Genomic DNA, 13826 nt, shown 5'->3' on the forward strand with positions numbered 1-13826 from the left:
AAGGGAGCCAGGCGGCTCCCTTTTTTCATGGGCATCTTTCAGCTGAGTCGCTTCACTCATCCTCGCCGCTGGCGCTGACCGCTCCCAGGCAACGGAGCTGGTACGCCCCCTCCCCTGTGGTCAGGCGCCAGGACTCGCCATCGGCCTGGGGCTCGGCTTCCATCACCGCGTTGTAGGAAAAACGCCACTCGCGACGGGTGCGTCCATCCAGGCTTTCCACCGCCAGCACCCAGTCTTCGCTGGCGAACGGCTGGTCGGCTTCCGCCGCCAGGTCCGCCTGGTCCAGCAGGTTCTCGTTGAGTTCGAAGCGCCAGGCGTGCAGACCGTCGATCTCGAGCATGTCGGCGGTTTCCAGTTCATCGAGCAGGTAGCGTTGTGTAGTCATGGCCAGTCATCGCGGATAAAGAACTCATGATAAGGCAAAGCGCGGGCTGCCCCTCACACCATCAGCATCACCACCGGGATCGCTACCGACAGGACCACCAACATGAACAGCAGGCCGATCCCCGCCGCCCGCCAGTTGGAAATGAACGCTCCGCCCGCTGCCTTGTGGCTGTCCAGGGCCGGACCGAAGGCTGATTTGGCGTAGTAGACCATGCCGAATATCTGCGCCACCGTGAAGCCGATCGAGGGGATGTTCTCCGGCAGTATCGCGCCCAGAACTGGCAGCAGGACAAACAGGCAGAGGCCGACCAGCCAGGTTTTCCCGACTTCCTGCGCCCGTCCCAGGCGACGGAGATTCACCGCCGCGAGGAAGGCACCGGCCAGGGGCGTGCCGATGAAGGTACCCAGACCGATCGCGGAAAGCCTGTACAGCGGCTCGCCATGGGTGGCATCAGGCTCGTCCAGGCGGGCCTCCGGTGGGCGGAACGGATTCTCGGTGTCGCTGTTCATGCGTGTGCTCCCTGCGGATATTTACTGAAGCTTTACCAGGGCCGGCATTGGAAAATCCCGGCAACCGGCAGAGTCTATAGGACGCTGCGCGCCGGCTGAACATTCCGCGCCCGCCGGGAGTCACAGCAAGACGTGCGAACGAAAGCGCCCACACAGGACCGCACTCAGGAGGGATGACGCATGACCACACGCAAACTCGGCAACTCCGGCCTGGAGATACCGGCACTGGTATTCGGCGGCAACGTCTTCGGCTGGACTGCCGACGAAAGCACCTCCTTCAGGCTGCTGGACGCCCTGCTCGACGCCGGCCTGAACTGCATCGACACCGCCGACGTCTATTCGCGCTGGGTTCCCGGGCACCAGGGCGGCGAGTCGGAAACCCTCATCGGCAAGTGGCTGAAACGCACCGGCAAACGCGACCGCATGGTGATCGCCAGCAAGGTCGGGATGGACATGGGCAATGGCCACAAAGGTCTCTCCGCCGCCTATATCGAGCAGGCCCTGGAGCGCTCGCTACGACGCCTGCAGACCGACTACCTGGACCTCTACCAGTCGCACACCGACGATCCCCACACCGACCTGGAGGAAACCCTTTCCACCTATGGCGAACTGATCAAGAAAGGCAAGGTACGGGTCATCGGCGCCTCCAACTACGACGCCCGGCGCCTCCTCGAAGCGCGCCAGGTCAGCGCCCGGCTTAACCTGCCGAGCTACCAGAGCCTGCAACCCGAATACAACCTGTACGATCGCGCCGACTACGAGACCAACCTGGAGCCGACGGTGGAAGAACTCGGTATCGGGGTGATCAGCTACTACTCGCTGGCCAGCGGCTTCCTCAGCGGCAAGTACCGCAACCAGGCCGACACCGCCGGGCGAGCCCGGGGAGAGAAGGTGAAGGGTTATCTCAACGAGCGCGGCGTGGCCATCCTCGCGGCGCTCGACGAAGTGGCCGAGCAGTACAACGCCAACCCGACCCAGGTCGCCCTGGCCTGGCTCATCGCTCGTCCGACGGTGACCGCGCCGATCGCCAGCGCCACCAGCCTGGAACAGCTCGACGACCTGATCGCCGCCACCCACCTGAAGCTCGACGAACAGGCGATCCACCGCCTGGACAGCGCCAGCGCCTATTGACCGACCTGCCGTCGAGGGCGGCCTCGCCCCGTTGAGTGGAGCGGATAACCGTATCGCGGCTATCCGCTCCGCATCGACGGGAAAGCCTTAGCTGAAGCGCGCCAGCAGCGAACCGATGTCCAGGTCGCCCTGCGGCGCCTGGCCGTCCGGCGTCAGCTTGTTGACCAATTCCGGCAGCAGGCTGCTCAGGTGTTCGGCCGCCTCGCCCTGGCTGACTCCGGCGGAGTCAGCCAGTTGCTGCAATTGACCGTCGCCGAAGACCCGGGAAATGTCCGCCGCCGACACCGACTGGTTCGGCCCACCGCCGATCCAGGAATTCAGGGCATCGCCCAGGCCTGCGTTCTGGAGCATCTGGAACAACCCGCCGAGTCCGCCCAGTGAGCCGGCCTCCACGCCCGGCGCCGCCTGCCCGGCACCGCCCGCGGCGCCACCGAGCAGATCGCCGAGGACGCCACCCAGCCCGCCGCTCGCGGCCCCGCCGCCGGCGCCGCCAAGGATGCTGCCCAGCGAACCGAGCAGACCACCGCCATCGCCACCGCCCTGTGCCGCACCGCTTTGGCGCGACATCAGCATGGTCACCAGCCCGATCAACAGGGCCACTTTCGGATCGCGAGCACCTCCCTGTCCTTCAGAGCCACCCAGCGCCGAACCGAGAATCGAATCGAGCAGTCCCATTGGTCTTCCTCCTGATCTGATGCCCACGGCGCGGCGCCGCGGGATACGGGTAACTCCATTCCCGGCACTGCGCCATCATGCGCAGCACCGGGTCATGGCCTCGGACATCGACCGGAAGCGGACGTTCCGGCACTCAAGGATGGATTTCGAAGCGATCCGCGTCCATGTAGGCCGGGAAACGCTGGCGATAGGCCGCCAGTGCCGCCGCGTCCAGCCGGACGCGGAACACGCCGTCGGCGTCCGCCGCGTTGAACAGGCTGTCGCCCTGGAAGTCCAGGACCTGGCTATCCCCAGCGTAGCGCAAGGCGTTGCCGTCTTCGCCGATACGGTTCACCGCCACCACGTAGCAAAGGTTCTCGATCGCCCGCGCCGGCAGCAGGCGGTTCCAGTGCTGTCGACGAGGCGCGGGCCAGTTGGCGGTGTAGAGCAACAGGTCGGTGTCGTGCGGGTCGCGGCTCCACACCGGGAAACGCAGGTCGTAGCAGATCAGCGGGCGCACCCGCCAGCCCTTGAGTTCGAACAGTTCCTGGCGTTCGCCGGGACTGTAGTGCTCGTGTTCGCCGGCCATGCGGAACAGATGGCGCTTGTCGTAGTGCAGCATCTCGCCGTCCGGACGCGCCCAGAGCAGGCGGTTGCGATGGCTGCCGTCGGCGAGCTGGACGATCAGGCTGCCGGTGACCACCGCGCCAAGGCGCCGGGCCTGCTCCAGCAGCCAGGCATGGGTCGGCCCCAGTTCGGGCTCGGCCTGCTCGGCCGAAGCCATGCTGAAACCCGTGGTGAACATCTCCGGGAGGACCACCAGATCGGCGCCGGCGGCACTCTCCAGCAGGGCGGCGAAATGCTCGCGGTTGGCCTGGGCGTCGTGCCAGACCAGGGAGGATTGGACCAGGGCGATGTCCAGGTCCGGCAGAACCGTCAGATCGCGCATAGCTTTTCCGCTGCCTGACGCAGCGTCTCCTCGCGTTTGGCGTAACAGAACCGGACCAGCCGCATGGCGTCCGGAGCCTTTTCATAAAACACCGAAACCGGGATCGCCGCCACTCCGTGTTCGCGGGTCAGCCACTCGGCCATGGCCACGTCGTCCAGGTCCGGACGGATGGCCGAATAGTCCACGCACTGGAAGTAGGTGCCCGGCGCACGGGTAAAACGGAAGCGAGAGTCCAGCAGCAGGTCGCAGAACAGGTCGCGCTTGGCCTGGTAGAAGCCGGGCAATTGCCGCAAGTGCTCCGGATGGCCGGCCATGTAGTCCGCCAATGCCCATTGCAGCGGCGTGACGCCACAGAAGTTGACGTACTGGTGAACCTTGCGCAGCTCCGCGCTGAGCGCCGGCGGCGCGACCACGTAGCCGGTCTTCCAGCCGGTGACGTGGTAGGTCTTGCCGAACGAACTGACCACGAAGGAACGCGGATACAACTCGTCGTGGGACAGCACGCTGGTATGAGCGACACCGTCGAACACCAGGTGCTCGTAGACCTCGTCGCTGATCAGATAGATATCCCGGTCGCGGATCAGCGCGGCCAGGCGGTCCAGTTCCTCGCGGCTGATCAGCGCGCCGCTGGGGTTGTGCGGGGTATTGATGATGACCAGCCGGGTACGCGGCCCGATGGCCTCGGCCATGCGCTGCCAGTCGATGGAGAAGTCCGGCAGCGCCAGCGGCACGTGCACGCAACGCCCGCCGGCGAGTTGCACGGAGGGTTCGTAGCTGTCGTAGGACGGGTCGAGCACCACCACTTCGTCGCCCGGATGGACCAGCGCCTGGATCGCGCTGAAGATCGCCTCGGTCGCCCCCGGCGTGATGGTCACCTCGCTGTCGGCGCTCACCCGGCGTCCATAGAACTGCTCGATCTTCTTCGCCACCTGCTCGCGCAGGGCCGGCAAGCCGGTCATCGGCGCGTACTGGTTGTGCCCGGCGGCGATATGCCTGCCTACCGCCTCGCGCAACTCCGGCGGGCCGTCGAAATCGGGAAAGCCCTGGGAGAGGTTGATCGCGCCACACTCGGCGGCCAGTTGCGACATGCGGGTGAAGATGGTGGTGCCGACATTCGGCAGCTTGCTCTGAATCATCGGGACTTCCTGCAGAGACTCGCCGGACGACAGCCCGGCCAGACGGGTGGCAGGGCAGGATAGCCGATCCGGGAGCGACGCTGCAGGGGCACGCCTTAGAAAAAACCGTGACCGCTTCAGGTCAGAGGGGAATATGCGCCAGGCGATGGCGCAGGACGAATAACCACCTCGCGATCATTCGTCGCCACGACAGGGAATCGGCGGTCAACGCCGGCGGCCTGGTTCGTCCCGCGGGCTACAGCCGCGGCCAATGAAAAAGGCCCGACAGGGATACCTGCCGGGCCTTTCGACGAAGGAAACGCCACCCTCAGCGGCGCTTGTCCTTCTTCTTCTTCTCGGCTTTCTTGTGGTGCGACATCAGCCGGCGCTTCTTGTTGACCTGGCGCGCGGTGAGCGAGTTCTTCTTGCCCTCGTAGGGGTTCTCGCCGCCCTTGTACTCGATGCGGATCGGCGTACCGACCAGCTTCAATACCCGCCGGTAGGTCTTCTCCAGGTAGCGGGTATAGGCCTTCGGCACCGCGTCCACCTGGTTGCCGTGGATCACGATCAGCGGCGGATTGGCGCCGCCCAGGTGGGCGTAGCGCAGCTTGATCCGGCGACCGTTGACCATCGGCGGCTGGTGCACCTGCACGGCGTCCTCGAGGATGCTGGTCAGGCGGCTGGTCGGCCAGCGGGTCACCGCCGAACGGAAGGACTCCTGGACCGACTTGTAGAGATGGCCGACGCCGGTGCCATGCAGGGCCGAAATGAAATGGATGTCGGCGAAGTCGACGAACAGCAGGCGCCGCTCCAGTTCGGTCTTCACGTAGTCACGCTCGGCCGCCTCCATGCCATCCCACTTGTTCAGGGCGATGACCAGGGCACGGCCGGTCTCGAGGACGAAGCCGAGCAGGTTGAGGTCGTGCTCGACCACCCCTTCGCGGGCGTCCATGACGAAGATCACCACGTTGGCGTCCTGGATCGCCTGGAGGGTCTTCACCACCGAGAACTTTTCCACCGCCTCGAAGATCTTGCCGCGACGCCGCACGCCAGCGGTGTCGATCAGGGTGTACTTCTCCTCGTTGCGCTCGAACGGGATGTAGATGCTGTCGCGGGTGGTGCCGGCCTGGTCGTAGACGATCACCCGCTCTTCGCCGAGCATGCGGTTGACCAGGGTCGACTTGCCCACGTTGGGCCGGCCGATGATGGCAATCTTGATCCCGTCCTTCTCGCTGGGACCGGGAATCCGGGTCGGTTCCTCGCCTTCGGCGACCTCTTCGCTGGCCGGCTCGCCCTCGCCCTCTTCCTCCGCGTTGTCCTTGGGGAAGATCCCCAGGGCTTCCTGCAGCATATGGTTGATGCCGCGACCGTGGGCGGCGGCGATCGGCAGCGCATCGCCCAGGCCCAGCGGGCTGAACTCGGCGCGAGCGAGATCGGGATCGATGGTGTCGACCTTGTTGGCGATCAGGAAGCTGCGCTTGTTCCGCTTGCGCAGGTGCTCGGCGATCATCTGGTCGGCGGCGGTCATGCCGGCGCGCGAATCGACCAGGAACAGGACGGCATCCGCCTCCTCGATGGCCTGCAACGATTGCTCGGCCATTTTCGCATCAATGCCTTCCTCATCGCCGGAGATGCCTCCGGTATCGATGACGATATAGGTGCGGCCCTGCCAGCGCGCCTCGCCGTACTGGCGATCGCGAGTCAGGCCTGCGTACTCCGCCACGATGGCGTCGCGCGACTTGGTCAGGCGGTTGAACAGAGTGGACTTGCCGACGTTCGGGCGACCCACCAGGGCAATAACGGGAACCATGCGGCTCTCCACGAGAATTCAGAAAACACAAAGGCCGCTGACGTCGGACGGCAGCGGCCGGACACTTGAAACCCAGTCTAGCGGATGGTGTAGGCGACGAGCTTGCCACCGTTGCCGAACACGTACATCCAGCTCCCGACCACCAGCGGACGAACCCGCACGCCATCGCTGTCGACCCGCTCGCGACCGACGAAGCGACCGTCCACCTGGCTCAGCAGATGCACGTAGCCTTCCAGGTCGCCGACCACCACGTTGCTGGAGAACACCGCCGGAGCCGACAGTTGGCGACGCGCCAGGGCGTCGTTGTTCCACAGCGAAGAGGCACCGCGCGAGTCCAGGCCTTCCACCGAACCGCTGGCCTGGCTGACGTAGATATTGCCGAAGCCTTCGGCGACGCCGACGTAGCTCGACGCTTCGCGCTGCCAGAGCAGGCGGCCGCTGTTCACGTCCAGCGCCGCGGCACGGCCCTGGTAGCTGACCACGTAGAGGGTGTCGCCGGACAGCAGGAGGCCGCCGTCGATGTCCACCACGCGATCCAGTTCGGAACGCCCCTGGGGAATCGCTACCCGCTGCTCCCAGATCGGCAGGCCGCGCTGTACGTCGACCGCCACCACCTTGCCGCTGGCCAGGCCGGCCAGGGCCATGTTGCCGGCGATCAGCGGCGCGCCGGTGCCGCGCAGGGTCAGCACCGGCACGGTGCTTTCGTAGATCCAGCGCTGGTCGCCGCTGGCCGCATCGAGGCCGATCAGCTTGTCGTCCTGGGTCTGCACCACCACCACGTCGCCGTTGGTGGCCGGCGCCGACAGCACTTCGCTGTTGACTCGCTTGGTCCACTTCTTCTTGCCGGTGGCTTCGTCGAGGGCGATCACGTCACCGCGCAGGGTACCCACCAGCACCAGGCCGTAGCCAACGCCGACACCGCCGGAAACCGGACGCTCGAGGTCCTTCTTCCAGAGCACGTCGCCGGTCTCGCGCTGGATCGCCATCACCCGCCCTTCGGCGGACGCGGCGTAGATGGTGGAACCATCGACGGCCGGTTCGAGCAGGTTGTACAGGTCGCCCTGGCCATCACCGACCGAGCGGCTCCACTGCTTGCTCAACACGACTTCCTCTTTGAAGTCGGTCAGTTCGGCGGGCGGGAGTTCCTTCTTGCTGTTGCTGCTGCAACCCACGACCGCCAGGGCCAGGGCGAGCAGCGCCGCGTGTTTCCATTGCACCATCTCAGGCCTCTCCCTTGGACAGGTCGTCGAGCTTGATCTGCAGGGCATCGCCGGCACCGTCTTCGGGCAGCGACTGCTTGGCTTTCTCGTAGGCCGCGCGCGCCTCGTCGGTGCGCTTGAGCTGCACCAGCAGGTCGCCCCTGAGCTCCTCGCGGGTCGAGACGTAGGCCTTGTCGGCATCGCCATCGAGCAGCTTCAGGCCTTCCTCGACCTTGCCCTGGGCCGCCAGGACCCGGGCCAGGCGCTGCCGCGCCAGTTCGCCGAGGGTGGCGTCGGCCGGCTTGTCCATGACCGCCTTCAGCTCGGCAACGGCGTCATCCAGCTTGCCGCTGTCGACCGCGACCTTGGCCACGAACAGGCTGCCGTACTGGGCATAATGGGTGCCGCCGAACTCGCTCTTCAGCTTGCCAGCCAGCTCCGCCACCTTCGCCGGATCCGGCTGGCCGGCCGGATTCAGCGCGGTTTCGATCAGTTGCTGGTAGACGATCGAGGCGCCCTGCGCCTGGTTGGTCTGGTACTTCTGCCAGGCCTGCCAGCCGAATACCACTGCCAGCGCGAGGATGCCGCCGGTGACCAGGGGCTTGCCGTTGCGCTGCCACCAGTCCTTGATCTGCGCCAGGTCTTCGTCTTCGGTACGCGATGTCACCCCAATCACTCCTATTCTTTATGTTCTCAAGCCTGTGCCAGACAGGCTGCCAGGTGCTCGGGCAGAGCATCCCAGGCAATGCTTTGTTGCTCGCCCTCGTCACGCAGGGGCTTGAAACCTACCACGCGATTGGCCACCTCGTCCTCCCCGAGGATCAGGGCAAAGCGCGCGCCGCTCTTGTCGGCCTTCTTGAACTGGCTCTTGAAGCTACCGGCGCCGGCGTTGACCAGCAGGCGTATGCCGGGAATGGCGCTGCGCAACTGTTCGGCCAGGGTCAGGGCGGCCAGCTCGGCCGGTTCGCCGAAGGCGCAGACGTAGAGGTCGGCCGGACGGTTCAGTTCGGCGGGGATCACCCCCAAGGTTTCCAGCAGCAGCACCAGGCGTTCCACGCCCATGGCGAAACCGACGCCCGGAGTCGGCTTGCCGCCGAACTGGCTGACCAGCCCGTCGTAGCGGCCACCGCCGCAAACGGTGCCCTGGGCGCCAAGCTTGTCGGTGACCCACTCGAAAGCCGTGCGGCAGTAATAGTCCAGGCCGCGCACCAGCTTCTGGTTGATTTCGTAGCGCAGTCCGACAGCATCCAGGCGGGCCTTGAGACCCTCGAAGTGGGCGATCGATTCTTCGTCGAGATAGTCGTGCAGGGTCGGCGCGCCGACCAGCAATGCCTGGGTGCTCTCCACCTTGCTGTCGAGGATTCGCAGCGGATTGGTGGTCATGCGCCGCTGGCTGTCTTCGTCGAGTTGCTCGAAGCGCTCCTGCAGATAGGCCACCAGGGCCTCGCGATAGCGTGCGCGGGCCTCGCTGGAACCGAGGGTGTTGAGCTGCAAGGTCACCGCGTCGGCCATGCCGAGCTTCTGCCACAGGCGCCAGGTGAGGATGATCAACTCGGCGTCGATGTCCGGACCGGGCAGGTTGAAGACTTCCACGCCGATCTGGTGGAACTGCCGGTAGCGACCTTTCTGCGGTTTCTCGTAACGGAACATCGGCCCGGTGTACCAGAGCTTCTGCACTTGACCACCGCCGCTCAGGCCGTGCTCCAGCACGGCGCGCACGCAACCGGCGGTACCTTCCGGACGCATGGTCAGGGATTCGCCGTTGCGGTCGAGGAAGGTGTACATCTCCTTGTCGACCACGTCGGTGCCTTCGCCGATGCCGCGGGCGAAGAGTTCGGTGAACTCGAGGATGGGCAGGCGGATCTCGCTGTAGCCGTAGCCGTCCAGCAGGCCGGCGAAGGTGCGTTCCAGATAGCGCCAGGCCGGAGTCTGCTCCGGCAGGATGTCGTTCATGCCACGAATGGCTTGCAGGGACTTGCTCACGTAGGGTCCTTAAACGGGTCAGCCGCGGGCGATCAGGCTCGCATCGGCTTCGGCCTTCTCGGCCGCCTTCTGGCGGATCAGCCGTTCCAGCTCGTCCACCAGGTTGTCGTTGGTCAGTTTCTGCGACGGCTTGCCGTCGATATACACCAGGTTCGGAGTGCCGCCGGTGAGGCCGACATGGGCCTCCTTGGCTTCGCCCGGACCGTTGACGACGCAACCGATCACGGCCACGTCCATCGGCACCAGCAGGTCCTCCAGGCGCCCTTCCAGCTCGTTCATGGTCTTCACCACGTCGAAGTTCTGCCGCGAACAGCTCGGGCAGGCGATGAAGTTGATGCCACGGGAGCGCAGGTGCAGGGACTTGAGGATGTCGAAACCGACCTTGATCTCCTCGACCGGATCGGCAGCCAGGGAAATCCGGATGGTGTCGCCGATTCCCTCGGCCAGGAGCATGCCCAGCCCCACCGCCGACTTCACCGTGCCGGAGCGCAGGCCGCCGGCCTCGGTGATGCCCAGGTGCAGGGGTTGCTCGATCTGCCTGGCCAGCAGGCGATAGGCGGCGACGGCCATGAAGACGTCGGAGGCCTTGACGCTGACCTTGAAGTTCTGGAAGTCCAGCTTGTCGAGATGATCGACGTGGCGCATGGCCGATTCGAGCAGGGCTTCCGGGGTCGGTTCGCCGTATTTCTTCTGCAGGTCCTTTTCCAGCGAACCGGCATTGACGCCGATACGGATCGGGATGTTGCGCTCGCGCGCGGCATCGACCACGGCCTTGACCCGGTCCTCGCGACCGATGTTGCCCGGATTGATGCGCAGGCAGTCCACTCCCAGCTCGGCGACGCGCAGGGCGATGCGATAGTCGAAGTGGATGTCGGCGACCAGCGGCACGTTGACCTGCTGCTTGATCTTGCCGAATGCCTCGGCGGCGTCCATGTCGGGGACGGAAACCCGCACGATGTCCGCGCCGGCATCTTCCAGGCGGCGGATCTGCGCGACGGTGGCAGCGACGTCGCAGGTCTCGGTGTTGGTCATGCTCTGCACGGCGATCGGCGCATCGCCGCCCACCGGGACGTTGCCGACCCAGATTTTCCGAGACTTGCGGCGAATGATCGGAGAAGCGCTATGAATGCTCATTGTCCTACCTTCAGACGGGCCGTTTCGCCGCGGACGAAGGGGGTCACGTCCACCGGCTGGCCGTTGTAGCTGACCTGGGCGCCGCGAGCGAAACCGAGGCGCAGCTCCAGCGGGGCCTTGCCGGCCAGTTCCAGGCTGTCGCCCTTGCGCTTCAGCGCGCTGACCAGGACCTTGCCGTTGGCGTCGGTGACCTGGGTCCAGCAATCGGCGACGAACTGTACCTTGACCACCCCCTGGCCCTCGCCAGCCACCACGGGCGCGGCGGCAGGTTCGCTCGGCGCTGGCGGGGCGGCCGGACTGGCCGTCGCTGGAACGGCTGGAGCAGTACCGGGAGCGGGAGCCGTGCCGGCAGGCGCGGCGGTAACGGGCTGCTGGGGTGCGGCGGGGGTGCCCTGGGCCGGAGCGGCGGGAACCTGCGCGCCCTCGCTCGCCACCGGCGGCGCTCCCTCGGCCTGGGCAGCGACTTCCGGAGAAACCTCGGCGGGCGCTTGCTCGCCTTCCTTCTGCGCTTCGATCACCGCCTGGTCTTCAGGCTCGTCCAGGGTATGGATCTCGGTGGTGCCGTCGGCGCTTTCCACTTCGACATGCTCAAGGCTCAGACCGGCGGTTTCCGGCGTGCGCGCGGAATGCTCCTGCCACCAGAAGTAGCCGAAGCCGATCAGCAGGGCGAGCAGTAACAGACTGACGATACGCAGCACGTTGCGCGACAGGCGCACCGGCTCGGCGACCCGTCCCAGGCTCTGTACGGTGCTGCCGCTGGCATTGGTGCCGGTGAAATGGTCGAAGCTGTTGACCAGCTCGGCCTGGTCGAGGCCCATGAGCTTGGCGTAGGCGCGGATGTAGCCGCGCGAGAAGGTGTGCCCCGGCAGCTTGTCGAACGCGCCGTTTTCCAGCTGACGCAGCGAATTCTCGGTCAGGTTCAGTTGCCCGGCCACCTGCGACAACGACAAGCCCTTCTGCTCGCGCGCCTGGCGCAGGGTTTCCCCGGGGTTCTGACGGGAAGCGGTGGCTACGACTTCGGGCTGCGGCGCTTTCATCATTTTTCCGCCTGGAATTCCTGATATTCGGGAGAGCCTGGGTACAGGCGTTTCAACTGCAGGCCATAGCTGGCGGCCGTGTCGCGGTCCTCGAAGACCTTCGCGAGACGAATGCCCAGCAACAGGCTGCGGGCGTTCTGCCCGCCGCCCTGGGCAAAGAGATCATAGTACTGGCGAGCCGGCACGTACTCGCGCTCCTTGTAGAGCAGGTCGGCCATCTCCAGCGCGACGCTGGGCTGGTTACGGTTCAGACGCAGGGATTTCTCGAAGTACTCCTTGGCCTGGGCCGGTTTCTTCATTTGCAGCGAAACCAGGCCGAGGTTCTCGAAGACCCGCGAGCGCTCGGGATAGAGGGTGTCCTGGCTGGCCTCCAGGAGACGCTGGTAGGCCTCCTCGTAGCGCTTCTGCTCGTAGAGGAAACCGCCGTAGTTGTTCAGTACCCGGGCATTGCGGCTATCGCTGGCGAGCGCCTTGCGGTACTCCTCGTCGGCCAGCTTGGGCTCCATCTCGGTCTGGAACACCACCGCCAGCGCGGCATGCGCGTCGGCGCTGGAAGGGTCGATCTCGAGGGCCTTGCGCAGCGGCACCTTGGCCTGCTCGGTGTTCCCCCGCTGGAGATAGCCGAGGCCGAGCTGGATATAGGCATCGCGCGCCTCGTCACGGCCCTTGTCGGTTTTCAGGGGATTCTGATCTCCGCTCGTCACGCAGCCTGTCAGCCCAACTGCCAACAGGAACACCAGCGCGGCGCGTACAGTCATCGGAACCCTCCTCTCACTCAATTTCGATTCGCCGCCGACTCGGACTCGGCCAGTTGGCGCACGGCAATATAACGTTCGCTCCGGCGGGTACGATCCATGACCTGGCCGACCAGCTGGCCACAGGCTGCGTCGATGTCGTCGCCGCGGGTGGTACGCACGGTCACGTTGAAGCCGCCCTTGTGCAACATGTCCTGGAAACGCCGGATGGCATTGTTGCTCGGGCGCTCGTAGCCGGAGTGCGGGAATGGATTAAACGGAATCAGGTTGATCTTGCAAGGCGTGTCTTTCAGCAATGCGATCATCTGCTCAGCATGCTCGGGCTGATCGTTGACATCCTTGAGCAGGGTGTACTCGACGGTCAGCACGCGCTTCTCGCCGAGCCGGGAAATATACCGGCGGCAGGCATCCAGCAGCATGCCCAGCGGATACTTCTTGTTGATCGGCACCAGCTTGTTGCGCAACTCGTCGTTCGGTGCGTGCAGCGACAGGGCCAGGGACACGTCGATCACCTCGCCGAGCTTGTCGATCATCGGCACCACGCCGGAGGTGGACAGGGTCACCTTGCGCTTGGAAATACCGTAGCCGAGGTCGTCCATCATGATGTTCATGGCGGCGACCACGTTGTCGAAGTTCAGCAGCGGCTCGCCCATGCCCATCATCACGACATTGGTGATGGCGCGGTCGATCTTGGCCGGAACGGTACCGAACGACTTGTTGGCGATCCACACCTGGCCGATCACCTCGGCGGCGGTGAGGTCGCTGTTGAAACCCTGCTTGCCGGTGGAGCAGAAACTGCAATCCAGGGCGCAGCCCGCCTGGGAGGACACGCACAGGGTGCCGCGTCCGCCCTGGGGGATGTACACGGTCTCGACGCAACTGCCGGACGCCACCCGGACCACCCACTTGCGGGTGCCGTCGGCGGAGATGTCCTGGCTGACGATCTCGGGACCGCGTATCTCGGCTGAGGCCTTGAGCTTTTCGCGCAAGGCCTTGCCGACGTTGGTCATGGCGTCGAAATCGTCGACGCCAAAGTGGTGAATCCACTTCATGACCTGGCCGGCCCGGAAACGCTTCTCGCCGATGGACTCGAAGAACTGTTCCAGCTGCGGCTGGGTCAGGCCCAGCAGGTTCACCTTGCCGGCGGTGGTCGTTGTCATGGTTT

Annotated in this window: 14 protein-coding genes; 1 reads left to right on the plus strand and 13 read right to left on the minus strand. The window is 65.4% G+C overall.

Going from position 1 to position 13826, the window contains the following annotated elements; all coding sequences use genetic code 11:
- Positions 1–52: 52 nt before the first annotated feature.
- Positions 53–385, minus strand: a complete 333-nt coding sequence (locus JHD77_RS14195; RefSeq protein WP_003092770.1) for a DUF5629 family protein — start codon at positions 383–385, stop codon at positions 53–55.
- Positions 386–438: 53 nt separating this feature from the next.
- The gene (locus JHD77_RS14200; protein WP_003143130.1) at positions 439–894 is read right to left on the minus strand and encodes a hypothetical protein; all 456 of its coding nucleotides are present in this window, start codon (positions 892–894) and stop codon (positions 439–441) included.
- A 180-nt stretch (positions 895–1074) separates the two neighbouring features.
- On the opposite strand from JHD77_RS14200, the gene JHD77_RS14205 reads away from it, so the two are divergent.
- Entirely contained in the window at positions 1075–2025 is a 951-nt protein-coding gene (locus JHD77_RS14205; RefSeq protein WP_003107361.1) for an aldo/keto reductase, read from the plus strand.
- An 87-nt stretch (positions 2026–2112) separates the two neighbouring features.
- Here JHD77_RS14205 and JHD77_RS14210 read toward each other — a convergent pair whose 3' ends face one another.
- The 11 genes from JHD77_RS14210 to rlmN form a co-directional block, all read right to left on the minus strand.
- Positions 2113–2700, minus strand: a complete 588-nt coding sequence (locus tag JHD77_RS14210; RefSeq protein ID WP_003162600.1) for a YidB family protein — start codon at positions 2698–2700, stop codon at positions 2113–2115.
- Between the two features lie 133 nt (positions 2701–2833).
- The gene (locus tag JHD77_RS14215) at positions 2834–3628 is read right to left on the minus strand and encodes an amidohydrolase (RefSeq protein ID WP_003106646.1); all 795 of its coding nucleotides are present in this window, start codon (positions 3626–3628) and stop codon (positions 2834–2836) included.
- Complete coding sequence (locus JHD77_RS14220; protein ID WP_003106648.1) at positions 3616–4764, minus strand: pyridoxal phosphate-dependent aminotransferase; 1149 nt, start codon at positions 4762–4764, stop codon at positions 3616–3618. The genes JHD77_RS14215 and JHD77_RS14220 overlap by 13 nt, the downstream gene beginning before the upstream one ends.
- 307 nt (positions 4765–5071) lie before the next feature.
- Positions 5072–6553: a ribosome biogenesis GTPase Der gene (gene der / locus JHD77_RS14225; RefSeq protein WP_003092786.1), complete on the minus strand. Its 1482-nt coding sequence runs from the start codon at positions 6551–6553 to the stop codon at positions 5072–5074.
- 77 nt (positions 6554–6630) lie between these two features.
- A complete protein-coding gene (gene bamB / locus JHD77_RS14230) occupies positions 6631–7773 on the minus strand; it encodes an outer membrane protein assembly factor BamB (RefSeq protein WP_003092789.1) in 1143 nt (380 codons plus the stop codon).
- A gap of 1 nt (position 7774) precedes the next feature.
- On the minus strand, positions 7775–8419 hold the full coding sequence (locus tag JHD77_RS14235) for a YfgM family protein (protein WP_003106650.1): 645 nt from the start codon (positions 8417–8419) through the stop codon (positions 7775–7777).
- 26 nt (positions 8420–8445) lie between these two features.
- Complete coding sequence (gene hisS / locus JHD77_RS14240) at positions 8446–9735, minus strand: histidine--tRNA ligase (protein ID WP_003092797.1); 1290 nt, start codon at positions 9733–9735, stop codon at positions 8446–8448.
- Between the two features lie 18 nt (positions 9736–9753).
- A complete protein-coding gene (ispG, locus tag JHD77_RS14245) occupies positions 9754–10869 on the minus strand; it encodes a flavodoxin-dependent (E)-4-hydroxy-3-methylbut-2-enyl-diphosphate synthase (protein WP_003092800.1) in 1116 nt (371 codons plus the stop codon).
- Positions 10866–11909, minus strand: coding sequence for a RodZ domain-containing protein (locus tag JHD77_RS14250; RefSeq protein ID WP_003115257.1), 1044 nt, complete (start codon positions 11907–11909; stop codon positions 10866–10868). Before JHD77_RS14250 ends, ispG begins: the two co-directional genes overlap by 4 nt.
- A complete protein-coding gene (pilF, locus tag JHD77_RS14255) occupies positions 11906–12664 on the minus strand; it encodes a type 4a pilus biogenesis protein PilF (RefSeq protein ID WP_003092804.1) in 759 nt (252 codons plus the stop codon). The genes JHD77_RS14250 and pilF overlap by 4 nt, the downstream gene beginning before the upstream one ends.
- A gap of 17 nt (positions 12665–12681) precedes the next feature.
- A complete protein-coding gene (rlmN, locus tag JHD77_RS14260) occupies positions 12682–13821 on the minus strand; it encodes a 23S rRNA (adenine(2503)-C(2))-methyltransferase RlmN (protein ID WP_003092809.1) in 1140 nt (379 codons plus the stop codon).
- Between the last annotated feature and the right edge of the window lie 5 nt (positions 13822–13826).

The organism is Pseudomonas sp. P20 (assembly GCF_016463925.1).
GTDB lineage: Bacteria > Pseudomonadota > Gammaproteobacteria > Pseudomonadales > Pseudomonadaceae > Pseudomonas > Pseudomonas aeruginosa.

Bases quoted from the DNA above. Each gene is read 5' to 3' on its own strand.
- JHD77_RS14195 (WP_003092770.1), bottom strand. From the start codon at position 385: ATGACTACACAACGCTACCTGCTCGATGAACTGGAAACCGCCGACATG.
- JHD77_RS14210 (WP_003162600.1), bottom strand. From the start codon at position 2,700: ATGGGACTGCTCGATTCGATTCTCGGTTCGGCGCTGGGTGGCTCTGAA.
- JHD77_RS14200 (WP_003143130.1), bottom strand. From the start codon at position 894: ATGAACAGCGACACCGAGAATCCGTTCCGCCCACCGGAGGCCCGCCTG.
- rlmN (WP_003092809.1), bottom strand. From the start codon at position 13,821: ATGACAACGACCACCGCCGGCAAGGTGAACCTGCTGGGCCTGACCCAG.
- JHD77_RS14215 (WP_003106646.1), bottom strand. From the start codon at position 3,628: ATGCGCGATCTGACGGTTCTGCCGGACCTGGACATCGCCCTGGTCCAA.
- ispG (WP_003092800.1), bottom strand. From the start codon at position 10,869: ATGAGCATTCATAGCGCTTCTCCGATCATTCGCCGCAAGTCTCGGAAA.
- pilF (WP_003092804.1), bottom strand. From the start codon at position 12,664: ATGACTGTACGCGCCGCGCTGGTGTTCCTGTTGGCAGTTGGGCTGACA.
- JHD77_RS14220 (WP_003106648.1), bottom strand. From the start codon at position 4,764: ATGATTCAGAGCAAGCTGCCGAATGTCGGCACCACCATCTTCACCCGC.
- bamB (WP_003092789.1), bottom strand. From the start codon at position 7,773: ATGGTGCAATGGAAACACGCGGCGCTGCTCGCCCTGGCCCTGGCGGTC.
- JHD77_RS14205 (WP_003107361.1), top strand. From the start codon at position 1,075: ATGACCACACGCAAACTCGGCAACTCCGGCCTGGAGATACCGGCACTG.
- JHD77_RS14250 (WP_003115257.1), bottom strand. From the start codon at position 11,909: ATGATGAAAGCGCCGCAGCCCGAAGTCGTAGCCACCGCTTCCCGTCAG.
- der (WP_003092786.1), bottom strand. From the start codon at position 6,553: ATGGTTCCCGTTATTGCCCTGGTGGGTCGCCCGAACGTCGGCAAGTCC.